The organism is Streptococcus mitis (genome assembly GCF_047460035.1).
Lineage (GTDB): Bacteria > Bacillota > Bacilli > Lactobacillales > Streptococcaceae > Streptococcus > Streptococcus mitis_DW.
Genome location: NZ_JASHHB010000005.1, coordinates 26380 through 51029 on the forward strand (window position 1 = coordinate 26380; position 24650 = coordinate 51029).

Consider the following 24650-nt stretch of genomic DNA (forward strand, 5'->3'; position numbering starts at 1 on the left):
ATTATTCTCCTATAAGGCTATCTAATTGCTCTTCTTTTTTCTCTTGCTCGTACAAATATTTGGCATCTTGCAAGACATCGTCTCCATGTTGTTTCACAACAGAAACAGATGCATCTAGCCCGTCTTTCAACTTGTAAGCCTTAGCCAAAGCTTTAGAATAACCTTTTTTAGCTTCCTTACTTGCCAAGATTTTCAAACCAAGGGTACCAAATGCGACACCACCCAAAAAGAGTGATGATTTTTTCGCAACTTTTGCGACGGTTAGTACTTCTTTTAACATACTTATTTCCTCCTTATCATTATTATATAGCAATTTAGATATAAAAGCAATGTCATTTCATAAATTGGAGAATTATACTCAATGAAAATCAAAGAGCAAACTAGGAAACTAGCCGCAGGCTGTACTTGAGTACGGCAAGGCGACGTTGACGTGGTTTGAATTTGATTTTCGAAGAGTATTAGTTTTATTTCTACTGAATCTCCCATCTACTTATTCCTAAAGTTGCTTTCATTTGCCTCTTTTGATACACTTAAACTATGAATACAAATCTCAAACCCAAACTTCAACGTTTTGCTTCTGCTACTGCCTTTGCCTGTCCCATCTGTCAAGAAAAGCTAACTCTAGTAGCTAGCAGTCTCAAGTGTAGCAATCACCATTCTTTTGATCTGTCAAAATTCGGCTATGTCAATCTGGCGCCCCAAATCAAGCAATCCGCTAATTACGACAAGGAAAATTTTCAAAACCGCCAAGAAATCCTAGAAGCCGGCTTTTACCAAGCTATTTTAGAGGCTGTATCTGACTTGCTTGCAAGCTCAAAAACTACCTCAACAATTTTGGATATCGGTTGTGGTGAAGGTTTCTACTCTCGTAAATTCCAAGAAAGTTACTCTGACAAAACCTTCTATGCCTTCGACATCTCCAAAGATTCCGTCCAAATCGCTGCCAAGAGTGAACCCAACTGGGCAGTCAATTGGTTTGTGGGTGACTTAGCTCGTCTTCCTATAAAAGACGCCAGCATGGATATCCTGCTTGATATCTTCTCACCTGCCAACTATGGAGAATTTCATCGCGTTTTATCCAAAGACGGTATCTTGATAAAGGTTATCCCAACTGAAAATCACCTCAAGGAAATCCGTCAGAAGGTACAAGACCAGCTAACAAACAAGGATTATTCTAATCAAGATATCAAGGAACATTTCCAGGAACACTTTACCATCCTATCTAGCCAAACTGCCTCTCTGACTAAAACTATCACAGCAGAGCAACTCCAAGCCCTACTCAGCATGACGCCCCTACTCTTTCACATCGACCAGACTAAGATTGACTGGAGCCAACTGACAGAGATTACTATTGAGGCTGAGATTCTGGTTGGGAAAGTATTCTAAACTAGACTTCCCAAAAGCAGACAACTTACCGAAAATCTCCAATATTACAAAAACGCATAAGAACAGGTGATAAAACCTTAATCTTATGCGTTTTGTTATGCAAAAATCGCTGGAGTTTCTATACATATTAAGAGGAAATATTTGAAACCAATTCTTTTAATAACCATTGAATACCATATAGTACATTTACCCCAAATATGATATAGGTCGTATAAATCAAGTATTTCGATTTCTCCCGCCTCAAAGAATAGATCTTGTACAAGATAAACAAATTTAAAATAATAAATAATAGAGACAAAATCTTCCTCCAAAATCAATCATAAAAGTACACAGTCAAGCATAGTTCTAATCTTTATTTTCGATTCGAGATAACAAACTTATCAATAAATAACAAGTGATATAATGCCAGTAACAACCCCCACAAGCTACCACGAAAAGAGATTTCTTGATGATTGAGAGGAAACAAATCGTGGTTACCTATATAGAGGCATGTTAAGATAACAAATAGAATCCAAGATAAATCCGTCCATTTATATTTTGAAAAATATTTTTTAACATAATAACACATTTTTCTTGACTACAATAACATTATATGATAAAATGTAAGCGAATACAAATAAAAAGAAATTGCCTTATTCAATTAATATTCCTATAAGAAAGCAGATGATTCCAATGTACAAACTATAATTATCAACTCTTAATATCCAACTTAGTTATGAAAGAATGGTAGGTGATCATTATCATGAAAAAAATACTAATTACTCTATTATTTAGTTGTTTAGCATTGTTTTATTTGCCTATTTCTGTAAACGCCGATACCACTAATGACCTTGTTATAAAATTCAACGAACTGCAATTTACTGTTGAGGATTACAATATCCCTAATCCAGAAGTAGTATATTCGAAATCAGGATTCAACGAAGTTGCAACTGTTATTGATAGTGATACTGGAAAGGTTGTTGAAACTATTGAATTTATTCCAGATCTCTCTCGATCTACAGTTACTTCACACACATTAAAAAGAAGTGCAACATTTGCTAGAACTACAGTTCAATTAAGTGTAAACATTGAATTATATAATGAGGGTTCTTTCCGTCAGATTAACTCAGTTCAAGGTTATTACTTAGGAATAACAAATTCTATTACAAACACATATATTGAAGGACAAAACGTTGATGTTTGGTCTCCAAAAGGATACCCCACAACAAGTATAAAGTATGCTTATAATGGTACTTTAACAGCAGCTATAAACAGTAGTGGTTCAGCTCAAGTTAAAGCAGAGTTGTTAGGAGCTGGATTTACATTTGGAGGTACTATTGGAGGTACATCATATTATAGAGTTCCATTTAATCAAAACGGAACTATTAGTCTATACAACTATTAGTCTATACTAACTTAGGAGGTAGTCGATATTATGAATGAAAAAAAACGTACATATTTTATTTGTGCAAGTATTATTATTTCATCTATAATTTTAGGACTCTTTATTTATAACGGACTTGACGTTTTGGGTCAATTTATAAACGATGGCCTCAGGGTAATTAATAGTAATAGGTAGTTAATAGAATTTAAATAAAAAAACGGTAATTTAGTGAATGAACTGCACCCCAAAAGTTAGACAGAAAAAATCTAACTTTTGGGGTGTTTTTATTATGAAATTAACTTATGATGATAAAGTTCAGATCTATGAACTTAGAAAACAAGGATATAGCTTAGAGAAGCTTTCAAATAAATTTGGGATAAACAATTCTAATATTAGGTACATGATTAAATTGATTGATCGTTATGGAATAGAGTTCGTCAAAAAAGAAAAAAATCGTTACTATTCTCCTGAATTAAAACAAGAAATGATTGATAAAGTCCTACATGAAAACTGGTCTCAAGATAGAGTTTCTCTCGAATATGCTCTCCCAAATCGTGGTATGCTTCCAAATTGGATGGCACAATACAAGAAAAACGGGTATACTATTGTTGAGAAAACAAGAGGGAGAGTACCTAAAATGGGACGTAAACCAAAGAAGAAACCCGAAGAGATGACAGAGTTAGAACGACTTCAAGCAGAAAACGAGTATCTGAGAGCGGAGAATGCTGTCCTAAAAAAGTTGAGAGAACTCCGCTTGAAGGAGGAAAAAGAGAAAGAAGAAAGACAGAAATTGTTCAAGAATTAATCACTGATTTTTCGTTAGATATTCTTCTAAAAACCATTAAACTCGCTCGTTCGACCTACTACTATCATTTGAAACAGCTAGACAAACCAGATAAGGATCAAAAGCTTAAAGCTGAAATTCAAGCTATTTTTACCGAACAAAAAGGAAATTACGGCTATCGTCGAATCCATTTAGAATTAAGAAATCGTGGTTATGTGGTCAATCATAAAAGAGTTCAACGCTTGATGAAAGTGCTCAATTTACAAGCTAGAATCCGCAAGAAACGCAAGTATTCTTCTCATAAAGGAGATGTTGGCAAGAAAGCAGACAACCTTATTCAACGCCAATTTGAAGCAGCTAAACCAATGGAAAAGTGTTATACGGACGTGACAGAATTTGCCATTCCAGCAAGCGCTCAAAAGCTTTACTTATCACCAGTTTTAGATGGCTTTAATAGCGAAATTATCGCCTATAATCTTTCAACTTCACCCAACTTAGAACAAGTAAAAACAATGTTGGAACAAGCATTCACAGAGAAGCGCTACGAGAATACGATTCTCCATAGTGACCAAGGCTGGCAATATCAACACGATTTCTATCATCATTTTTTAAAGAATAAGGGAATCCAACCATCTATGTCACGTAAGGGAAATAGTCCAGATAACGGTATGATGGAATCTTTCTTTGGCATTCTTAAGTCTGAAATGTTTTATGGTTATGAGAATACGTTTCAGTCACTTGAACACTTGGAACAAGCTATTGTAGACTATATTGATTACTACAACAACAAACGAATTAAGGTAAAACTAAAAGGACTCAGTCCTGTGCAATACAGAACTAAATCCTTAATCTTATGCGTTTTGTTATGCAAAAATCACTGGAGTTTCTATACACATTAAGTGGAAATCTTTGAAACCAGTTCTCTTAATAACCATTGAATACCATATATTACATTTACCCCAAATATGATATAGGCCGTATAAATCAAGTATTTTGATTTCTCCCGCCTCAAAGAATAGATCTTGTACAAGATAAACAAATTTAAAATAATAAATAATAGAGACAAAATCTTCCCCCAAAAATCAATCCTAAAAGTACACAGCCAAGCATAGCCCTAATCTTTATTTTCGATTCGAGATAACAAACTTATCAATAAATAGCAAGTGAAATAAGGCAAGTGTAATTCCCGATAAGCACCCATGATAAGAGATTTCTTGATGGGTAAGGGGGTAAAGATTACTATTACCCGCCAAGAGGCATGTTAAAATAACAAATAGAATCCAAAATAAATCAGTCCATCTATATTTTGAAAAATATTTTTTCCACATAAAAACACCTTCTTTCCTATAATTATATTATAACACTTTATGTAAGCGAATACAAAAAATATGAGGTAAGCAACTACGAAGAAGCATGAGGTTGAAAGACAGTAAAACCAACTTTTTAAACGTTCAATGTGTCTATGATTTCTCTCTTTTTAAGACAAGATTGGCTCAAATCCACAGCATTCAAAAAAGCGAATTTCAATCGAAATTCGCTTTATAGGAAAGTGTATTAGTCTAAATCTTGTATCTTATACTCAATGAAAATCAAAGAGCAAACTAGGAAGCTAGCCGCAGGTTGCTCAAAACAGTGTTTTGAGGTTGTGGATAGAACTGACGAAGTCAGTAACCATATCTACGGCAAGGCAACGCTGACGTGGTTTGAAGAGATTTTCGAAGAGTATTAGTTCAAGTGCCAGATATCTTCGTTGTACTGAGCGATTGTACGGTCAGATGAGAAGAATCCTGCTTTAGAAATGTTAACGATAACTTTATCCAACCATGCGTCACGATCTTCGTAGTCAGCCAACATTTGCTCTTTGACTTTGATGTAGTCTTCCAAGTCAAGAAGAGTCATGAACCAGTCTTTGTTGATTAATTCATTGTAAAGACGTTCCAAGCGCTCTTTGTTTCCAGCTGCAAGAACTGCATCGCTAACGATGAAGTCAACCAATGGTTTGATAGCTTCACGAGCGTAGAATTCGCTTGATTTGTAAGCTGCTTTTGCGTAAAGATCGATAACAGTTTCTGAATCTTCACCAAAGATGTAGATGTTTTCGTCTCCAACCAACTCAGCGATTTCCACGTTAGCACCGTCCATAGTACCAAGAGTCAAGGCTCCGTTCAACATGAATTTCATGTTACCAGTACCTGAAGCTTCTTTAGAAGCAAGTGAGATTTGTTCTGAGATATCACATGCTGGGATAAGGAAGCTTGCTGCAGTAACGTTGTAGTTTTCAACCATAACTACTTGCAGGTGTGGAGCTACTGCTGGATCGTTAGCAATAACTTCTGACATGCAAAGGATCAAGTGGATGATGTCTTGAGCAATTGTGTAGGCTGGAGCTGCTTTACCACCAAAGAAGATTGTGATTGGGCGAGCAGGGATGTTCCCAGCTTTGATGTCAAGATATTTGTGGATTACGTACAAAGCGTTCATTTGTTGGCGTTTGTACTCGTGAAGACGTTTGATTTGGATGTCAAAGATAGAGTTTGGATTAATTTCCACACCTTGGTGTTCTTTCAAGTGACGAGCCAATTTACGTTTGTTGTGAGCCTTGATGCTTTCCAATTTTTCTTTGACAGCTGCTTTGTCTTCATAAGACAAAAGTTTTTCAAGCTCATCTGCTTCATGGTGCCAACCTTCTCCAAGAATCTCATCCAAGTAGTGAGACAAGCTTGGGTTAGCATGCATGAGCCAACGACGGAAAGTGATACCGTTTGTTTTGTTGTTAAATTTTTCTGGGTAAAGGTCATAGAAGGCTTTCAACTCAGAGTTCTTCAAGATTTCAGTGTGGAGCGCTGCTACCCCGTTAACGCTGTATCCATAGTGGATATCCATGTGAGCCATGTGAACACGTCCACTCTCGTCAATAATTTGAACAGCTGGATCTTTCACTTCTGCTTTCACACGACGGTCCAATTCTTCGATAATTGGTACCAAGTGAGGAACCACTTCTTGCAAGAATTCAAGAGGCCATTTTTCAAGGGCTTCAGCAAGGATTGTGTGGTTAGTGTAGGCAGTCATGCTACGAACGATTGAGATTGCTTCGTCAAGCTCGATACCACGTGCAGTCAAAAGACGGATCAATTCAGGGATAACCATTGATGGGTGAGTATCGTTGATTTGGACAACTGCGTAGTCAGCAAGGTCATGCAAGTTGCTTCCTTTTTCGATTGCTTCGTCGATGATCAATTGCGCACCGTTTGAAACCATGAAGTATTGTTGGAAGATACGGAGCAATTCACCTTGACGGTCACTATCATCTGGGTAAAGGAAAAGAGTCAAGTTGCGAGCGATGTCCGTCTTGTCAAAGTTGATACCATCTTCGATGATAGAAGAATCAACTGAATCCAAGTCAAACAAACGCAAGCGGTTCTTAGTTTCTGTCTTGTAACCAGGTACATCGATATCGTAAAGAGTTGATGTCAATGTGAAGTGAGCGAATGGCACTTGGTAGCTACGGCTTGAGCGAACCAACCAGTTTTGCTCTGTCAACCATGCATTTGGAATTGTTTCTTGTTGGTTATTTTTAAGAACTTGTTGGAAAAGACCGTAGTGGTAGTTAAGACCTACACCGTCACCGTTCAAACCAAGAGTAGCAATTGAGTCGATAAAGCAGGCAGCCAAACGTCCCAAACCACCATTACCAAGAGATGGTTCCAATTCAACTTCTTCAACTTCAATCAAGTCTTTACCTGCAGCTGCAAGTTCTTTTTTAACATCGTCGTAAAGACCAAGATTGATCAAGTTGTTTGACAAAAGTTTACCAATCAAGAACTCAGCTGAGATGTAGTAAACTTTTTTCTTACCAGTGTTAACTGGTTTTTGACTACTTGCAAGCTTGCTGTAGTTAAGAAGAGCCAGGTAAAGCTCTTCATTGCTACATTCTGCAATGGTTTTATTGTAACGATTTTGTACAAATTCTTGTAGTGATAACATGTTTAAGGTGTCTCCTGATATTGTATTATTTCTTTAATTCTACCAAATTTTCATTGATTCGGCGATAGATTGTTGTCAAGTCAAGCAAGCCTTCCTCGACAGCTGGTGTCAATTGATCTTCAGTCATACGCCAAGACCAGTTTCCACCAAGGGTAGATGGGAAGTTCATACGAGCTGCCTCATCCAATTCTAGCAAATCTTGCATAGTTGCAATTGCCATGAAGCTAACTGATGAAAAGACTGTACGAAGCATAGCATGTGGCACTGTTTCGTATTCTTTACGGTTAGTGTAGCGCGCCATGTATTCACGAGTTGCATCATCGATCTCGTTACGGTACCAACCAAGGACCGTATTGTTATCGTGTGTTCCTGTGTACATAACTGAGTTAGCAGGTGCCAAGTGTGGGCTATCGATACTTTCGTCCTCTGGGTTGAATGCAAATTGAAGAATCTTCATTCCTGGGAAGCCCGTACGTTCACGCAATTCGATAACTTCGTCTGTCATGAAACCAAGGTCTTCTGCGATGATGTTTAACTCACCAAGTTCTTCCTTAACGGCTGCAAAAAGCTTGTAGCCAGGACCTTTCACCCACTCACCAGGTGCTGCTGTATCGGAACCAGCAGGGATTTCCCAGTAAGATTCGAAACCACGGAAGTGGTCGATACGAACGATGTCGTAGATTTTGAAGCTTTCACGCAAGCGTTCAATCCACCATTTGTAACCATCTTTGTCCATTGCTTCCCAGTCATAGATTGGGTTACCCCAAAGCTGACCAGTTGCAGAAAATTCATCTGGTGGGCATCCTGCGATGCAAGTAGCCTTACCGTTGACATCTGTCTTGAAGAGATGTGGATTTGCCCACATATCGCTTGAATCTTCCGCTACGTAGATTGGCATGTCTCCAACGATTTCGATGTGGTTGTCGTTAGCGTAAGCTTTCAATTTCAACCATTGTTGGAAGAAGAAGTATTGAGTCACACGGTGGTAAACCAACTTGTCTGCCAATTGCTCACGGTAGCTTTCAAGTGCTGAAGCTTTACGAGCACGAGCATCTGCATCTGGCCATTCAGTCCAAGCAAGATTGTCAAAATGCTCTTTGATAGCCATATACTCTGCAAAGAGTTCAAGCCATGATTCGTTGTCTTGAGCAAATTTTTCAAAATCTTTAACATCTCCCACTTCCAAGAAACGTTTTACCGCTTTTTCTAAAAGAGGACGACGTGCATAGTAGATTTTCGCATAGTCAACTTCAGATGCATCGCTACCAAAGTCAACCCCTTCAAGGTCACTTGCTTGCAACAAGCCTTGTTCTACCAAGATATCTAAATCGATAAAATGAGTGTTTCCTGCGAAGGCAGAGAAAGATTGGTAAGGAGAGTCTCCGTAACTAGTTGTTCCTAGTGGAAGGATTTGCCAGTAACGTTGTTTTGTGCGAACCAAGAAATCAACGAAGTCGTAAGCACTTTTACCAAATGATCCGATTCCGTATGCTCCTGGAAGAGAAGAAATGTGCATCAACACACCACTTTGACGTTTTTTCATAATAAGCACCTCATGTGTTTATAGTTAGATATTACATTTTTATGAGCGCAAACGTTTGCGCTATTACTAGTATAGCTTATTTTCTTAATAAATGCAAGCGGTTTTAAATAACTTTTTTGATTATTTTTTAAAAATTTTTTCTTCTTACTCGTATATATATTCTTTCAGGAAACAAACAAAATAGGAATAAGGGTTTCACTTATCTCATTAAGTAAAAATAAAGTGAGAATCCTCCCTGCTTTCCATTTGTAAATTAGGCAATCGTTTTCTCAACTTTTTTTAAATTTAAAACAAAACCGATTTTTGGGATTTCCTACTATTATATGACGATGAAGCGTTTACTTTTTTCACAATTTTTTTAAAAATTTTTACAAAAAACACTTGCAACCGCTTTCCGATTGTGCTATACTAGTCCCATAAAGGAAAACGTTTGCGTTTCCTCATTATAAATTTTGTTATTCTTTAGGAGGAATACACTATGTCATCTAAATTCATGAAGAGCGCTGCTGTGCTTGGAACTGCTACACTTGCTAGCTTGCTTTTGGTAGCTTGCGGAAGCAAAACTGCTGATAAACCTGCTGATTCTGGTTCATCTGAAGCGAAAGAAATCACTCTTTACGTTGAGGACCAATACAAAGCTTATGCTGAAACAGTAGCTAAAGCTTATAAAGAACAATCAGGAACAACAGTTAACATCAAATCTGGTGACCAAATGGGTGGGCTTGACAAACTTTCTCTTGACAACCAATCAGGTCAAGCTCCTGACGTTATGATGGCTCCATACGACCGTGTAGGTAGCCTTGGTACTGACGGACAACTTTCAGAAGTGAAATTGAGCGACGGTGCTAAAACAGATGATAAAACTAAATCTCTTGTAACAGCTGCTGACGGTAAAGTTTACGGTGCTCCTGCCGTTATCGAGTCACTTGTTATGTACTACAACAAAGACTTGGTAAAAGAAGCTCCAAAAACATTTGCTGACTTGGAAAACCTTGCTAAAGATAGCAAATACGCATTCGCTGGAGAAGATGGAAAAACTTCTGCTTTCCTAGCTGACTGGACAAACTTCTACTTTGCATACGGACTTCTTGCTGGTAACGGCGGTTACGTATTCGGACAAAACGGTAAAGACGCTAAAGACATCGGTCTTGCAAACGACGGCGCTATCAAAGGTGTAGAATACGCTAAAACTTGGTATGAAAAATGGCCTAAAGGTATGCAAGATACTGAAGGAGCTGGAAACCTAATCCAAACTCAATTCCAAGAAGGTAAAACAGCTGCTATCATCGATGGACCTTGGAAAGCTCAAGCCTTCAAAGACGCTAAAGTAAACTACGGTGTTGCAACTATCCCAACTCTTCCAAACGGAAAAGACTACGCAGCATTTGGTGGTGGTAAAGCTTGGATCATCCCATCAAGCACTAAGAACCTTGAAGCTGCTCAAAAATTTGTAGACTTCCTTGTTTCAACTGAACAACAAAAAGCCTTCTACGATAAAACTAATGAAATCCCAGCTAACACTGAAGCTCGTTCATACGCTGAAGGTAAAAATGATGAGTTGACAACAGCTGTTATCAAACAGTTCAAGAACGCTCAACCAATGCCAAACATCTCTCAAATGTCAGCTGTTTGGGACCCAGCTAAAACAATGTTGTTTGAAGCTGTAAGTGGTAAGAAAGATGCTAAAACAGCTGCTAACGATGCTGTAACATTGATCAAAGAAACAATCAAACAAAAATTTGGTGAATAAAAAATTTGTTCAAGGGGGGTGGAATTCAAATCCCCCTTTGAATTTATCAATAGAAAACATATATAGTTTAGGTTTTAATTAGAAACCAGTATCCTATGAAAGGAGTTATTATGGAAAAGCAACAACCTAGTAAAGCAGCCCTGCTGTCTATCATTCCTGGGTTAGGACAGATTTACAATAAACAAAAGGCCAAAGGTTTTATCTTCCTTGGTGTAACCATCGTATTTGTCCTTTATTTCCTAGCACTTGCAGCCCCTGAATTGAGCAACCTCATCACTCTTGGTGACAAGCCAGGTCGTGATAATTCCCTCTTCATGCTGATTCGTGGTGCCTTCCATTTAATCTTTGTAGTTGTTTATGTACTCTTTTATTTCGCAAATATCAAAGATGCACATACAACTGCTAAACACATTAACAATGGTATTCCAGTAGCACTTACCTTTAAAGAAATGGTCAAAGGAATCTATGAAAATGGCTTCCCTTACCTCTTGATTATTCCATCTTATGTTGCCATGACCTTCGCGATTATCTTCCCAGTTATCGTAACCTTGATGATTGCCTTTACTAACTACGACTTCCAACACTTGCCACCAAACAAATTGTTGGACTGGGTTGGTTTGACGAACTTTACAAACATCTGGAGTTTGAGTACCTTCCGTTCTGCCTTCGGTGCCGTTCTTTCTTGGACTATCATCTGGGCTTTGGCTGCCTCAACTTTACAAATCGTAATCGGTATCTTCACAGCTATCATTGCTAACCAACCATTTATCAAAGGAAAACGTATCTTTGGTGTTATTTTCCTTCTTCCTTGGGCTGTCCCAGCCTTCATCACTATCTTGACATTTTCAAACATGTTTAACGATAGTGTCGGAGCCATCAACACTCAAGTCTTGCCAATCTTGGCTAAATTCCTTCCTTTCCTTGATGGTGCTCTTATTCCTTGGAAAACAGATCCAACTTGGACAAAAATTGCCTTGATTATGATGCAAGGTTGGCTTGGATTCCCATATATCTACGTTTTAACTTTGGGTATCTTGCAATCTATTCCTAACGACCTTTACGAAGCAGCTTATATTGACGGTGCCAATGCTTGGCAAAAATTCCGCAACATCACTTTCCCAATGATCTTGGCCGTTGCGGCACCTACTTTGATCAGCCAATACACCTTCAACTTTAACAACTTCTCTATCATGTACCTCTTCAATGGTGGAGGACCTGGTAGTGTCGGAGGTGGAGCTGGTTCAACCGATATCTTGATCTCATGGATCTACCGTTTGACAACAGGTACATCTCCTCAATACTCAATGGCGGCAGCTGTTACCTTGATTATCTCTATCATTGTCATCTCAATCTCTATGATTGCATTCAAGAAACTACACGCATTTGATATGGAGGACGTCTAAGATGAATAACTCAATTAAACTCAAACGTAGACTGACTCAAACCCTTACTTACCTCTACTTAATTGGCCTATCAATCGTGATTATCTATCCACTTTTGATTACCATCATGTCAGCCTTTAAAGCAGGTAACGTCTCAGCCTTTAAACTAGATACTAATATCGACCTCAATTTTGATAACTTTAAAGGCCTCTTCACTGAAACCTTGTACGGTACTTGGTACCTCAATACTTTGATTATCGCCTTGATTACCATGGTTGTTCAAACAAGTATCATCGTACTTGCTGGTTATGCCTACAGCCGTTACAACTTCTTGGCTCGTAAACAAAGTTTGGTCTTCTTCTTGATTATCCAAATGGTGCCAACCATGGCCGCTTTGACAGCCTTCTTCGTTATGGCGCTTATGTTGAACGCCCTTAACCACAGCTGGTTCCTCATCTTCCTCTACGTTGGTGGAGGTATACCGATGAATGCTTGGCTCATGAAAGGCTACTTCGATACAGTGCCAATGTCTCTAGACGAATCTGCAAAACTAGACGGTGCAGGACACTTCCGCCGCTTCTGGCAAATTGTTCTTCCACTTGTTCGCCCAATGGTTGCCGTACAAGCTCTCTGGGCCTTCATGGGACCTTTTGGAGACTACATCCTCTCTAGTTTCTTGCTTCGTGAGAAAGAATACTTTACTGTTGCCGTAGGTCTCCAAACCTTCGTTAGCAATGTGAAAAACATGAAGATCGCCTACTTCTCAGCAGGTGCTATCCTCATCGCCCTTCCAATCTGTATTCTCTTCTTCTTCCTACAAAAGAACTTTGTTTCAGGACTTACAAGTGGTGGCGACAAGGGATAATATATCCCCGCCACCCTTTTTCATTTTGAAGCTTGTGACTATAAAACTATCCTTGCAACAAGCAATTTTTCTCCTAGACTTGAAATAAAGCGCATTTCTCTATATAATAATACTCATATAGAAAACACCTTTTAGAAAGATACCTATGCTTCCATATCCATTTTCTTATTTTTCAAGTATTTGGGGATTTCGTAAGCCCCTATCCAAACGTTTCGGGCTCAACTGGTTTCAACTACTCTTTACCAGTATCTTCCTTATCAGCTTGTCTATGGTACCTATTGCCATCCAAAACAGCTCGCAGGAGACTTATCCGCTAGAAACCTTTATCGATAATGTCTATGAACCATTGACAGATAAGGTTGTACAGGATCTCTCTGAACACGCTACAATTGTTGATGGCAAATTAACTTATACAGGAACAGCTAGTCAAGCCCCTTCTCTTTTAATCGGTCCAAGTCAAAGCAAGGAATTACCTAAGGACTTGCAACTGCATTTCGATACGAATGAGCTCGTCATCAGCAAGGAAAGCAAGGAATTGACCCGTATCTCTTACCGGGCGATTGAGACTGAGAGTTTCAAAAGTAAAGACAGCTTGACCCAAGCCATTTCTAAAGACTGGTACCAGCAGAATCGTGTCTATATCAGTCTCTTTCTAGTTCTCGGTGCCAGCTTCCTCTTTGGTTTGAATTTCTTCATTGTCTCTCTAGGAGCTAGTCTTCTCCTTTATATCACTAAGAAATCACGCCTCTTTTCATTTAGAACCTTTAAAGAGTGCTACCATTTTATCTTGAACTGTTTAGGATTGCCAACTCTAATTACGCTTATTTTGGGACTCTTTGGTCAAAATATGACAACTCTCATTACTGTACAAAACATTCTTTTTGTTCTGTATCTGGTCACTATCTTTTATAAAACGCATTTCCGTGATCCAGATTATCATAAATAGGAGATTTTTATGCCCGTTACGATTAAAGACGTGGCCAAGGCTGCTGGTGTTTCGCCTTCAACCGTAACCCGTGTTATTCAAAACAAATCAACCATTAGCGACGAAACAAAAAAACGCGTTCGCAAGGCTATGAAGGAGCTTAATTACCACCCCAACCTCAACGCTCGTAGTTTGGTAAGCAGTTATACCCAAGTTATCGGCTTGGTCCTTCCTGACGACTCAGACGCCTTCTATCAAAATCCTTTCTTCCCATCTGTCCTCCGTGGTATCGCCCAAGTCGCATCTGAAAACCACTATGCCATTCAGATTGCAACAGGTAAAGATGAAAAAGAGCGCCTTAAAGCTATTTCTCAGATGGTCTATGGTAAGCGTGTAGATGGTTTGATTTTCCTCTATGCCCAAGAAGAGGACCCTTTGGTTAAGTTAGTAGCAGACGAGCAATTTCCTTTCCTTATCTTAGGTAAATCTCTATCTCCCTTCATTCCACTTGTCGATAATGACAATGTCCAAGCTGGTTTTGATGCGACAGAGTATTTCATCAAAAAAGGCTGCAAGCGAATTGCCTTTATCGGAGGTACTAAGCGACTCTTCGTAACACAAGACCGTCTGACAGGTTACGAGATGGCTCTAAAACAACACCAACTTCCTCTCGATACTAATCTGACTTGCTTTGCTACTGAATTTCTTGAAGATAATGGTTATCGCTTTAGTAGACTTCTCTTCAAACACGATTCAAATATTGACGCTATTATTACCATTGATAGTCTCCTTGCTGCAGGGGTCTGTGATTACATCGCAAAACACCAACTGGATGTCCCTGTCCTCAGCTTCGACTCAGTCAATCCCAAGCTCAACTTGGCGGCCTATGTTGATATCAATAGTTTGGAGCTTGGTCGTGTTTCCTTTGAAACTATCCTCCAGATAATCAATGATGCTAAAAGCAATAAACAAATTTGTTATCGCCAGTTGATTGCCCACAAAATTATCGAAAAATAAAAACCAGCTCCGAATAATTCAAATATCGCCCTATAAGTTAGGTGAAGAAAATCTAACTTATAGGGCGATATTTGAATATTGAAAGACATATACAAAATTATACTACTAAAAATCATTCCCAAGCTGATAATTGATATAAATACTCTAATTATGAACATTATTTTTTAACGGGCATTGTGAAGTTATGGTATAATGAGTTATATCAATTTTTGAGAGGCAAATTATGACAAACGATGTGATTCAAAAGGTTAGAATTGATAGTCTCGATGTTGAGAATCCTTTTTTTAATTCTTTAAGAGCTGACTATCCCGGATTCAATTCATGGCTTAGTAGAAAAGGCGGAGAAGACGCCTATGTTTTAGTGGATAACAATCAATTACTGGGCTTTTTGTATCTTAAAGATGAAAAGGAGGCTGATGACAGTATTATTCCTTCTTTTGATATGCGACGCCGTTTGAAAATTGGAACCTTTAAAATTGATTCTCATGGCACTGTTCTTGGACAGCGTTTCTTAAGCATTATCTTAAGAAAAATGTTGAATGATGGTCATGATTTTACTTATGTTACTTTGTTTCCTAGACAGACAGGTTTAATTAATCTTTTTGAGAAATTTGGTTTTCGTCAATGGGGAACAAAGAATAATGGAGAGTTAGTTTATTTTAAAGACCTGACTATCTTTAATGATAGTTATCAAGACTTTCCAAGAATTAATTTGAAATCAAATTCCCAAAAACATTTACTTGGAATTTGGCCTGATTTTCATACAAAATTATTTCCATATTCCAGATTGACTACGGAGCGTAAGCACATTGTTGAAGACCTATCATTTACAAATACGAGTGAAAAAATTTACTTATGTAATATGCGAGCCGTTTTGAATATGTTGCCAGGAGATTTAGTAACTATTTATCGAACAAAGGATAATAATCGGGCAGAATATTCTTCAGTTGCGACTTCGATTTGTACGGTTGTAGAAGTTATGGATATATCTGATTTCGAATCATTAAATGATTTTCTTAAATATTGTGAGAAAGGTTCTATATTTTCGCAAAGAGAATTATCTGCTTTTTGGGAAAACAAACGATATCCATACATTATTAAGATGTTATATAACGCTCCTCTACAAAAACGGATTATTAGAAAAGAATTGATTGATCAGGTCGGATTGAATAGAGACGATTACTTTGGTTATTTGGCTTTAACAGATAATCAATTTTGCAAAATTTTAAGAATGGGTGAAATAAATGAAAGCTTTATTATCAATTAAGCCAGAGTTTGTAGAAGAAATTATAGAAGGGAGGAAAAAGTTCGAGTATCGGAAAAAGGTTTTTAAGCGCCCAGATGTTTCTTCAATCGTAGTTTATGCAACGAAGCCATACGGTAAAGTAGTTGGAGAATTTGAAATTGAAACTATTTTAGAAGAAAATATAGATAAACTATGGAATGATACCAAACATCTATCTGGTATTTCTGAGGAATTTTTCTATGAATACTTTAAAGATAGAGATAGTGGCTTTGCTATTCAAATTAAAATGTTTAAAGAGTACAAAAAACATCTTGAATTATCAGAATTTGATTCAACAATAAAAGCAGCACCGCAATCTTTTTGTTATATAGGGAGATACTAGTTTGAAATATATTTTATTAGTGGGCGTTCATGGAGTTGGTAAAACAACTTTGTTAGAAAATCTGAAAAAGGATGTACGATTTGTTGCTTTATCAATAAGCGATTTAATTCGTCGAGCAGGAAATAAAATACAGTCATCCGATAAGTTTACAAAAAATATTGCTAACAATCAAGAACTGTGGAAAGAAGAATTAGCGAACTATTCATTTAAGGATAATGATGTTGTGATATTGGATGGACATTTTTCCCTTTTGAATCATTCGAAGGAAATCGTAGAATTGCCTTTTTCTACTTTTGATGGTTTGGAAATCAGTAAAATTATATTGAAGAAAGAGAATCCCATAATTATTCGAGAGAGATTAGAGAAAAGGGATAATCAGTACTGGGAGCAAGAATTGATTGAGTCTTTTCAAGAAAGTGAGGAGAATCAAGCTTTGGAATTCTCTCGTTTAAAAAATATCCCCATTTTTATTTATGATAGTGATTTAAAATTAGGCGAACTCAAAAATCTATTAAATGTCTAGAGATGGATTTTGAAATATGAATAGCACCCCATAAGTTGAACAAAAATCTAACTTATGGGGTGCTGTTCTCTATTGTCGTTTTTTCATGTTTAATTATCTGTTTCAACGAACCGTCCCAAAATATGGACGTTCTCCGATACAGAGACAAAGGCGCTTGGATCCACCTGTTTCATAATCTGTTTAAATTCATTAAACTCTGCACGTGTAATGACAGTGATTAAAACTGCCTTTCTCTCGTGATTATAGGTTCCTTCTGCATCGTGGATCATAGTTGCTCCGCGGTGCAATTTTTTATGGATTTTCTCAATTACCTTGTCTGGATGATTGGTCACAATCATGGCCTGCATACGTTTTTGCTTGGTAAAGACAGCGTCTGTCACACGGCTAGAGACAAAGATGGTAATCATAGAGTAGAGAGCGTATTTCCAGCCAAAGGTCAAGCCTGCTATCAGCATGATAGTCCCATTTACCAAGAAAGAAATACTACCGACATTCCTCCCTGTTTTCTTGCGAATGGTCAGGCTGACGATATCCGTTCCCCCACTGGAGATATTGTTTCGAAGAGCAAAACCAATCCCCAAGCCCATGACAACACCCCCAAAAAGGGCATTGATAATGGGATCCTCCGTCAAGGTTGCCACAGGGACAAACTGGATAAAGAAGGAACTCATGGATACTGTGATAAAGGTAAAGACGGTGAACTTATGGCCAATCTGATACCAAGCCAAGACCATCAAAGGAAAATTAATGGCGTAGAAGGTTAGCGAAATCGGGATATGAAAACCAAACCAATGATTACTCAAGGCAGAGATAATCTGTGCCAGACCTGTCGCACCACTCGAATACACATGCCCTGGTTGGAAAAAGAAATTGACCGCTACTGCTGATAAAAAACCATAGACCAGAGAGGCCGAAATCTTCTCATCATATTTTTCCCGAGAGATGCTTTGTAAGACACGTAAAATTTTTATCTGATGAGCAAAGCGGCGCAGATAATAGCGCCACCGCTTAATTCGTTTTGCTTGTTTCATCTTCTTCTATTTGTAAGCTGAGTTCCTCTAGTTGTTTGAGAGCTACTGTTGAAGGAGCTTGTGTCATTGGGTCACTTGCCTTGTTGTTCTTAGGAAAGGCAATGACTTCACGGATATTTTCTTCTCCAGCAAGCAACATAACAAATCGGTCAAGCCCGATAGCCAAACCACCATGTGGTGGGAAACCATAGTCCATGGCTTCAAGAAGGAAGCCAAACTGGTCATTTGCTTCTTCAGCTGAGAAACCAAGAGCCTTGAACATGCGTTCTTGAAGGTCTTTTTGATTGATACGAAGGCTACCACCACCAAGCTCATAACCGTTCAAGACGATATCGTAAGCAATGGCACGAACCTTAGCCAAATCACCTTCTAATTCGTGAGCCGTCTCTTCCTGTGGAAGGGTGAACGGATGGTGGGCGCTCATGTAACGACCTTCTTCTTCAGACCATTCAAACATTGGCCAGTCAACCACCCAAAGGAAGTTGAATTTATCGTTATTAATCAAGCCAAGCTCTTTGGCAATACGTCCACGAAGGGCACCGAGTGTTGCATTGGCTACCTCAAGCGTATCCGCCACAAAGAGAACGAGGTCCTTATCTTCAAGAGCAAGCGCTGTTGTCAATTCTGCTTGGATGCCAGTCAAGAACTTAGCAACTGGTCCGTTTAATTCTCCATCAACTACCTTGACCCAAGCAAGACCTTTGGCACCATATTGTTTGGCTACTTCCGTCATCTTGTCGATGTCTTTACGTGAATAGTTGTCCGCAGCTCCTTTGACCACAATTGCTTTTACAGCAGGTGCTTCTGAAAAGACTTTAAAGTCTACACCTTTGACCACTTCTGTCAAGTCCTGAAGTAACATGTCAAAACGGGTATCTGGCTTGTCAGAACCGTAAAGAGCCATAGCGTCATCATATTTCATACGAGGGAAAGGCAGAGTGACTTCAATGCCTTTTGTTTCCTTCATGACGCGCGCAATCAAACCTTCTGTGATATCTTGGATTTCTTGCTCAGTAAGGAAAGACGTTTCCAAGTCGACCTGAGTGAACTCAGGCTGGCGGTCACCACGCAAGTCCTCGTCACGGAAACATTTAACGATTTGGTAGTAGCGGTCAAAACCAGCATTCATCAAGAGTTGTTTCGTGATTTGTGGACTTTGAGGAAGAGCATAGAAATGCCCTTTATTAACACGAGATGGCACCAAGTAGTCACGCGCCCCTTCAGGCGTTGACTTAGAAAGGAATGGTGTCTCCACGTCGATAAACTCCAACTCATCCAAGTAGTTGCGGATAGAGTGGGTCACCTTAGCACGAAGTTTAAGATTTTCCAACATTTCTGGACGACGAAGGTCAAGGTAACGGTAACGTAAACGTGTATCGTCATTGGCCTCAATCCCATCCTTAATCTCAAATGGGGTTGTCTTAGCTGTATTAAGCACTGTCAGAGCTGTCACGTTTAACTCAACTGCACCAGTTGGCAACTTATCATTGGCTTGCTCACGCGCAGCGACCTGTCCAGTCACCTCGATAACAAATTCGCTACGAAGGCTTTCAGCTGTTGCCATAACCTCTGCAGATACTTTTTCAGGGTTGATAACCAACTGCATGATTCCTTCACGGTCACGAAGGTCGATAAAGATCAAACCACCCAGGTCACGACGACGACCAACCCATCCTTTCAAGGTCATTTCTTGTCCGATGTGTTCCTCACGAACACGACCAGCATACATACTACGTTTCATTGTTTCTCTCCTCTTTTATTCTGTTACTATTTTACCATAAAAGCGCAGGCTCTTCATGAAAATCAGCAGAAAAGTTTGCTAGGTTTCAAAAATCAAGTGAAGGTCCTAAAAATTAGCGCCAATAAAAGAGTCCGATGAAGTTCACCGGACTCTTTTATTTTGAATTTTTGCCTGCTTTACGCTTTTCAGCAATTTCGGCTGCCTTTCGAGGCAAGACAATTTCCGTTGTATAAGCTGTCCCAAAGCGCAAGACACCTGCAATAGGGGCAAAGACAACTGCTAGATAGTTGTAGAAGAAATCGCCCTTAAAGGCATAAGCTAGCGCTCCAATGATGAAAAATAGAACGACTGCCTGAATCACTGCTAATAAAATTACTCGTTTCATGTGACCTCCTGACTCTATTATAGCATGAGAATCATCAAAAAGCCGACTAAATTATTCAAAGCGTGGAGAGAAATACTGTAAAGAAGACCTTTTCGGCTTACATAAGCCAAGCCCAAGCTAAAACCAAGACTAGCATAAACTAAAAACTGTTGCAAAGTTCCTGGAGAATGAATCAAGGCAAACAGAACACTAGTTACCAGAAGGAAAAGCAGAGTTTGTTTGCTATTGTCCTGCTTAGGAAAGAGATAGCGTGCTAACATCCCTCTAAAGATAAGTTCTTCCGTCAAAGGAGCAAAAATATTAATAGCAAAGAATGAGAAAAGTGGCTGAGCCAAGGTCAGGTCTGTCGCTGTTTGCTGATTTACCGAAGGATCATTTGGTAGGAAAAATTGAACGACAAGAGATAAGAACCAAACCAAGGCAGGGAGCCAAATAAATCGGTTAAAACTACTCTTCTCAATATGGACAGGAGCTTTCTGATACCATTTATAAATGACGTACACATATACTCCAGCCAAGACCACATAGAGCAAGGTAGTAGCATAGGGTGAAGCGCCTAGATTCAAAGCTTCTACAGCCCCACTCTGAACGGTACCATAGATAAACACAAAGGATAGAAGGGCTAGAAGAAACCAGCCGAGGTTTTTAAGTAATTTCATAAATATCTCCTATTTAAAATAACGTTTCACCATAGGTAACTGCATCACATTGATATAAATATGGATTGCTCCTACAAGCAAGAAGGCTAGTAACTGAATCTCTCCTGTCAGTAAAGAAAAGAGAGCAATCAAAAAGTAGAGACCTGGCAAGACATAGTTATTTAATTGGAATAAAATCCGAAAACTCTGTTCCAAATTAGCCTTGCGCTCCCCCTCATCGTAAGAATCGAAATGCTCCAAGATATCCTTTGGTGTAGAGAAAAACATCAAACCAATCTGACGAACAATCGCAATAGTCTTAAAAAGATAATTTTGAGCATTGAAAACCAACACTAATCCCAAAAAGGAAAGGGATAAGGTTATATGGCTTACATCGAGTACAATTACTTCACTTCCTGAAATGAAGAGAGCCAATAAAATCGCTACGCTTGCACTATTAAAAGCAATAGTTCCAAACTCGAGATTCCGATACATCTGCACATAATAGGTTTCATTCAGATCATCATCCATTTCCTCTTGATACAAGGAGTGAAATTTTCTGCTTTTCTTTAGGAAATTGAAAGTCAAAAGAAGACTAATGAAACCTATCAGTAAACAAATACCTGATATCCATGGTATCAAGACTTTCACATCTAACATAATTTCGTGGGATTCGGCACGTGCCTTAAACATCCCTACAAACATGCCCAAGAAACCTCCCAAGACAACAGACAATAAAAATAACAACAATCCACGTTTATTTTTCTTTTTCATATTCATTCTCTTTCTAAACTAAACCAATCCAATTAACCACTGACCAAAGGCTTTACCTGATTCATAAATAGCTGTCAAGCCCTCTGTTCCCAGTGATACTAAAATCAAACAAACAGCAAACAAGAGAATAGCTTGGTTTCTTGCTTTTTTCGCCCCCTTCTCCTAAAGGATCTCTCCCAAGCCAGCCTGCTAGATAAGCATATAGGATGACTGTTAAAATCCCAAACTCTGTTGACCAAAGAAACAGCAAAATTGCTACTAAACGGATGACGTTAGTCTTGATATTAAAATAATTTCCTAAACCTGCACAGACACCTGCAAGTTCTTTGTTCTCAGTATCTACTTGAAAACCTGCTAAAAACTCTTTCATATTCATTCTCCTTTTTCACTTGCTAGATTTTTTGATTTCTTTTCAATCCATTCAATTACTGGTATGAGGACAAAATAGGCCCAAACAAATTTGTTACTTTGATAGGGACTAAACCAGCCTAAGTCTATCCCAATCAGTAGAAATACGCTGACTAATAGAGCTATGGCAACTACATAATAAATCACTTTATACTTGTTCATCATCTTTCTCCTTTTTCTTCAACCGATTGAAAATGGACAAGAGGACTAAGTTAATCCAAAACAAATACTTACTTTCAACAAAATAGAACCAACCCAGTAATGTTCCAATCATAGCAAAGGCATTCACAATAAGGGCAAGAACACTCATAAAATAAACCACTCTATACATGTTCATCACTCATCCTCCTCCAAGCGAAATACCGATTCGACTGTTTCGTTGAAAATCTGAGATATTTTCAAGGCAATCACAACTGACGGGGTGTATTCGTCCCGTTCTAATAGGCTAATGGTCTGCCTCGAAACTTCTGCCAACTTGGCCAGTTCGGTTTGATTGAGACCATCGCGAGCCCGAAGCTCTTTTAGACGATTTTTTAGTTGCATGTTACACACCTACTCTCCGTCAAATTCAACGGTTTGGATATCCTCAATACGTTGCAACTTGACTTTTTCTTTCCCCTTTTTATCAACACTACGTAGTTTGACCCATTCCTCATCGACATCCACAACTTCCCAGTTATCTGGCCCAATATACGCTCCTGTTATAATTGGTTTCTTTCTAATCATTTCTTGTAATAATCTCGACATTTCTGCGTTTCCTTTCTCTTTTCGCTCAAGCTTTTTGATTTTATTCTCTAGTTTCTTGATTTTTTTAGAATCATTAGAATAAAAGAAAATCAGAAATAGTATAAATCCTAGTATCCACATCATAGCTCCTTTCTGGTTCCTATTTCTTAACTTGAATTTATTGTAACACATCTTTTTCTTTTTGACAAGCATATTTGTCAAAAAGTTTATGATTTTTGTCATTTTGCAAAAGAAAAAGGTCAGGAGTAGGTTCCTGACCAGTTTATCTACTATTAATACTCTTCGAAAATCAAATTCAAACCACGTCAGCTTCACCTTGCCGTACTCAAGTACAGCCTGCGGCTAGCTTCCTAGTTTGCTCTTTGATTTTCATTGAGTATAAAATCCTAGTTTTTCAAAGATTTCTGAGAAGTTTTGGCTGATAGTATCAAGTGACACTTGCACTTCTTCTCGGGTTTGGTTGTTCTTGACCGTTACTTGTCCGCTTTCGACTTCACTCTCACCTAGGGTGATGAGAGTCTTAGCTGCAAAGACATCAGCTGACTTGAACTGAGCTTTGAGTTTACGGTTAAGGTAATCACGCTCTGCTTTGAAACCTTGTTGGCGAAGAGCTTGGACTAGTTCTAGGGCTTTTACATTTGCTCCGTCTCCCAAGACTGCGATATAGACATCTAGGGCGTTTTCGATAGGAAGAGCAACACCTTGCTTTTCAAGAATGAGAAGCAGGCGCTCTACACCAAGTCCAAAACCAAATCCAGCAGTTTCCGGGCCTCCAAAGTAAGAAACCAAACCATCGTAACGACCACCCGCACAGACTGTCAGGTCATTCCCCTCAATCTCAGTGATAAACTCGAAAATGGTGTGGTTGTAGTAGTCAAGACCACGCACCATATTGGTATCGATAATATAGTCTACTCCAAGATTTTCCAACATCTGACGCACAGCATCAAAATGAGCTTGACTTTCTTCATCAAGGAAGTCCAAGATAGAAGGCGCATTCTCTACTGCTACCTTGTCTTCTTTTTCCTTAGAGTCCAAGACACGAAGAGGATTTTCCTCCAAACGACGTTGGCTATCCTTAGACAAGGTCTCCTTGAGCGGTGTCAAATAGTCAATCAAGGCTTGACGGTAGGCTGCACGGCTCTCAGGATTTCCAAGAGTGTTGAGGTGCAATTTGACACCTTGGATACCGATTTCTTTCAAGAAATGGGCTGCCATCGCGATTGTTTCCACATCGGTAGCTGGATTGCTAGATCCAAAACACTCAACTCCGATCTGGTGGAACTGGCGCAAACGCCCTGCCTGTGGACGCTCGTAACGGAACATAGGGCCCATGTAGTAGAACTTGCTTGGTTTTTGCACTTCTGGGGCGAAGAGTTTATTTTCCACATAGGAACGGACAACGGGCGCAGTTCCTTCTGGACGGAGGGTAATATGGCGGTCACCCTTGTCATAGAAATCGTACATTTCCTTGGTTACGATATCCGTTGTGTCTCCGACAGAGCGGCTGATAACCTCGTAGTGCTCAAAAATAGGCGTGCGCACTTCTGCATAGTTATAGCGCTTGAAAATTTCACGGGCAAAGCCCTCAACGTACTGCCATTTGGCAGACTCAGCAGGTAAAATATCCTGCGTTCCTTTTGGTTTTTGTAATTTCATAGGGAATCCTCTTTAAACTTAATAGTCTTATTTTACCATAAATAGAGGGATTAAAACAGTAAGAAAAAAATTAGGATTTATACTCAATGAAAATCAAAGAGCAAACTAGGAAACTAG

26 protein-coding genes and 1 pseudogene are annotated in these 24650 nt (G+C 38.8%); 11 read left to right on the top strand and 16 right to left on the bottom strand.

Annotated features, from left to right (window positions below; translation table 11 throughout):
* Position 1: 1 nt before the first annotated feature.
* On the bottom strand, positions 2-280 hold the full coding sequence (locus QM956_RS05250; protein ID WP_000910910.1) for a DUF6110 family protein: 279 nt from the start codon (positions 278-280) through the stop codon (positions 2-4).
* Positions 281-537: 257 nt separating this feature from the next.
* Here QM956_RS05250 and QM956_RS05255 point away from each other — a divergent pair, with 257 nt between their 5' ends.
* Positions 538-1386 carry a putative RNA methyltransferase gene (locus QM956_RS05255; protein WP_414302299.1) on the top strand — a complete coding sequence of 283 codons (849 nt, stop codon included), beginning with the start codon at positions 538-540 and terminating at the stop codon, positions 1384-1386.
* Positions 1387-1738: 352 nt separating this feature from the next.
* Here the strand turns inward: QM956_RS05255 and QM956_RS05260 are convergent, their stop codons facing one another.
* Entirely contained in the window at positions 1739-1954 is a 216-nt protein-coding gene (locus QM956_RS05260) for a hypothetical protein (protein ID WP_049547226.1), read from the bottom strand.
* A gap of 174 nt (positions 1955-2128) precedes the next feature.
* On the opposite strand from QM956_RS05260, the gene QM956_RS05265 reads away from it, so the two are divergent.
* Both QM956_RS05265 and QM956_RS05270 read left to right on the top strand, forming a co-directional pair.
* The gene (locus tag QM956_RS05265) at positions 2129-2770 is read left to right on the top strand and encodes a hypothetical protein (protein ID WP_049547225.1); all 642 of its coding nucleotides are present in this window, start codon (positions 2129-2131) and stop codon (positions 2768-2770) included.
* A 268-nt stretch (positions 2771-3038) separates the two neighbouring features.
* Positions 3039-4432 (top strand): IS3 family transposase gene (locus QM956_RS05270; protein ID WP_414302300.1). Its coding sequence is split into 2 segments (ribosomal slippage): positions 3039-3501 and positions 3501-4432, totalling 1395 coding nucleotides; the frame shifts between segments, so codons are not numbered across the junction.
* Between the two features lie 222 nt (positions 4433-4654).
* Here QM956_RS05270 and QM956_RS05275 read toward each other — a convergent pair.
* The 3 genes from QM956_RS05275 to malQ form a co-directional block, all read right to left on the bottom strand.
* Positions 4655-4861: a hypothetical protein gene (locus tag QM956_RS05275; protein WP_033630792.1), complete on the bottom strand. Its 207-nt coding sequence runs from the start codon at positions 4859-4861 to the stop codon at positions 4655-4657.
* Positions 4862-5258: 397 nt separating this feature from the next.
* Complete coding sequence (glgP, locus tag QM956_RS05280; protein ID WP_000950172.1) at positions 5259-7517, bottom strand: glycogen/starch/alpha-glucan family phosphorylase; 2259 nt, start codon at positions 7515-7517, stop codon at positions 5259-5261.
* A 25-nt stretch (positions 7518-7542) separates the two neighbouring features.
* Positions 7543-9060 (bottom strand): 4-alpha-glucanotransferase, encoded by a 1518-nt coding sequence (malQ, locus tag QM956_RS05285; RefSeq protein WP_125454821.1) that lies wholly within the window; start codon positions 9058-9060, stop codon positions 7543-7545.
* Between the two features lie 478 nt (positions 9061-9538).
* Here malQ and QM956_RS05290 point away from each other — a divergent pair, with 478 nt between their 5' ends.
* The 8 genes from QM956_RS05290 to QM956_RS05325 all read left to right on the top strand — a co-directional run bounded on the left by QM956_RS05290 (position 9539) and on the right by QM956_RS05325 (position 17150).
* Positions 9539-10810: an extracellular solute-binding protein gene (locus tag QM956_RS05290; RefSeq protein ID WP_000095466.1), complete on the top strand. Its 1272-nt coding sequence runs from the start codon at positions 9539-9541 to the stop codon at positions 10808-10810.
* 110 nt (positions 10811-10920) lie between these two features.
* Complete coding sequence (locus QM956_RS05295) at positions 10921-12213, top strand: sugar ABC transporter permease (RefSeq protein WP_000414956.1); 1293 nt, start codon at positions 10921-10923, stop codon at positions 12211-12213.
* A gap of 1 nt (position 12214) precedes the next feature.
* A complete protein-coding gene (locus QM956_RS05300) occupies positions 12215-13057 on the top strand; it encodes a sugar ABC transporter permease (protein WP_001065648.1) in 843 nt (280 codons plus the stop codon).
* 145 nt (positions 13058-13202) lie between these two features.
* A complete protein-coding gene (locus tag QM956_RS05305; RefSeq protein WP_261034467.1) occupies positions 13203-14003 on the top strand; it encodes a DUF1189 domain-containing protein in 801 nt (266 codons plus the stop codon).
* A 9-nt stretch (positions 14004-14012) separates the two neighbouring features.
* Positions 14013-14999, top strand: coding sequence for a LacI family DNA-binding transcriptional regulator (locus tag QM956_RS05310; protein WP_049510888.1), 987 nt, complete (start codon positions 14013-14015; stop codon positions 14997-14999).
* A gap of 223 nt (positions 15000-15222) precedes the next feature.
* Positions 15223-16266 (top strand): GNAT family N-acetyltransferase, encoded by a 1044-nt coding sequence (locus QM956_RS05315; RefSeq protein WP_125454820.1) that lies wholly within the window; start codon positions 15223-15225, stop codon positions 16264-16266.
* Positions 16244-16627: an ASCH domain-containing protein gene (locus QM956_RS05320; protein WP_125454819.1), complete on the top strand. Its 384-nt coding sequence runs from the start codon at positions 16244-16246 to the stop codon at positions 16625-16627. Before QM956_RS05315 ends, QM956_RS05320 begins: the two co-directional genes overlap by 23 nt.
* Before the next feature lies 1 nt (position 16628).
* Complete coding sequence (locus tag QM956_RS05325; protein ID WP_125454818.1) at positions 16629-17150, top strand: ATP-binding protein; 522 nt, start codon at positions 16629-16631, stop codon at positions 17148-17150.
* Positions 17151-17239: 89 nt separating this feature from the next.
* Here QM956_RS05325 and QM956_RS05330 read toward each other — a convergent pair whose 3' ends face one another.
* The 11 genes and pseudogenes from QM956_RS05330 to hisS form a co-directional block, all read right to left on the bottom strand.
* Entirely contained in the window at positions 17240-18181 is a 942-nt protein-coding gene (locus tag QM956_RS05330; protein ID WP_414302301.1) for a YitT family protein, read from the bottom strand.
* Entirely contained in the window at positions 18159-19922 is a 1764-nt protein-coding gene (gene aspS, locus QM956_RS05335; protein WP_078238539.1) for an aspartate--tRNA ligase, read from the bottom strand. Before aspS ends, QM956_RS05330 begins: the two co-directional genes overlap by 23 nt.
* A gap of 154 nt (positions 19923-20076) precedes the next feature.
* The gene (locus QM956_RS05340; protein WP_000832184.1) at positions 20077-20307 is read right to left on the bottom strand and encodes a hypothetical protein; all 231 of its coding nucleotides are present in this window, start codon (positions 20305-20307) and stop codon (positions 20077-20079) included.
* 17 nt (positions 20308-20324) lie between these two features.
* Complete coding sequence (locus QM956_RS05345; protein ID WP_414302302.1) at positions 20325-20966, bottom strand: CPBP family intramembrane glutamic endopeptidase; 642 nt, start codon at positions 20964-20966, stop codon at positions 20325-20327.
* Between the two features lie 9 nt (positions 20967-20975).
* Positions 20976-21719 (bottom strand): DUF3169 family protein, encoded by a 744-nt coding sequence (locus QM956_RS05350; RefSeq protein WP_414302303.1) that lies wholly within the window; start codon positions 21717-21719, stop codon positions 20976-20978.
* An 18-nt stretch (positions 21720-21737) separates the two neighbouring features.
* Positions 21738-22089: pseudogene (locus QM956_RS05355) on the bottom strand (PspC domain-containing protein).
* Between the two features lie 2 nt (positions 22090-22091).
* Positions 22092-22289, bottom strand: coding sequence for a hypothetical protein (locus QM956_RS05360; protein WP_192855654.1), 198 nt, complete (start codon positions 22287-22289; stop codon positions 22092-22094).
* Positions 22276-22464 carry a hypothetical protein gene (locus QM956_RS05365; protein ID WP_045606587.1) on the bottom strand — a complete coding sequence of 63 codons (189 nt, stop codon included), beginning with the start codon at positions 22462-22464 and terminating at the stop codon, positions 22276-22278. Before QM956_RS05365 ends, QM956_RS05360 begins: the two co-directional genes overlap by 14 nt.
* Positions 22464-22670, bottom strand: coding sequence for a helix-turn-helix transcriptional regulator (locus QM956_RS05370; protein ID WP_001176233.1), 207 nt, complete (start codon positions 22668-22670; stop codon positions 22464-22466). The genes QM956_RS05365 and QM956_RS05370 overlap by 1 nt, the downstream gene beginning before the upstream one ends.
* Positions 22671-22679: 9 nt before the next feature.
* Positions 22680-23147 carry a hypothetical protein gene (locus tag QM956_RS05375; protein ID WP_414302342.1) on the bottom strand — a complete coding sequence of 156 codons (468 nt, stop codon included), beginning with the start codon at positions 23145-23147 and terminating at the stop codon, positions 22680-22682.
* Positions 23148-23243: 96 nt separating this feature from the next.
* Complete coding sequence (hisS, locus tag QM956_RS05380; protein WP_414302304.1) at positions 23244-24533, bottom strand: histidine--tRNA ligase; 1290 nt, start codon at positions 24531-24533, stop codon at positions 23244-23246.
* Positions 24534-24650: the final 117 nt, after the last annotated feature.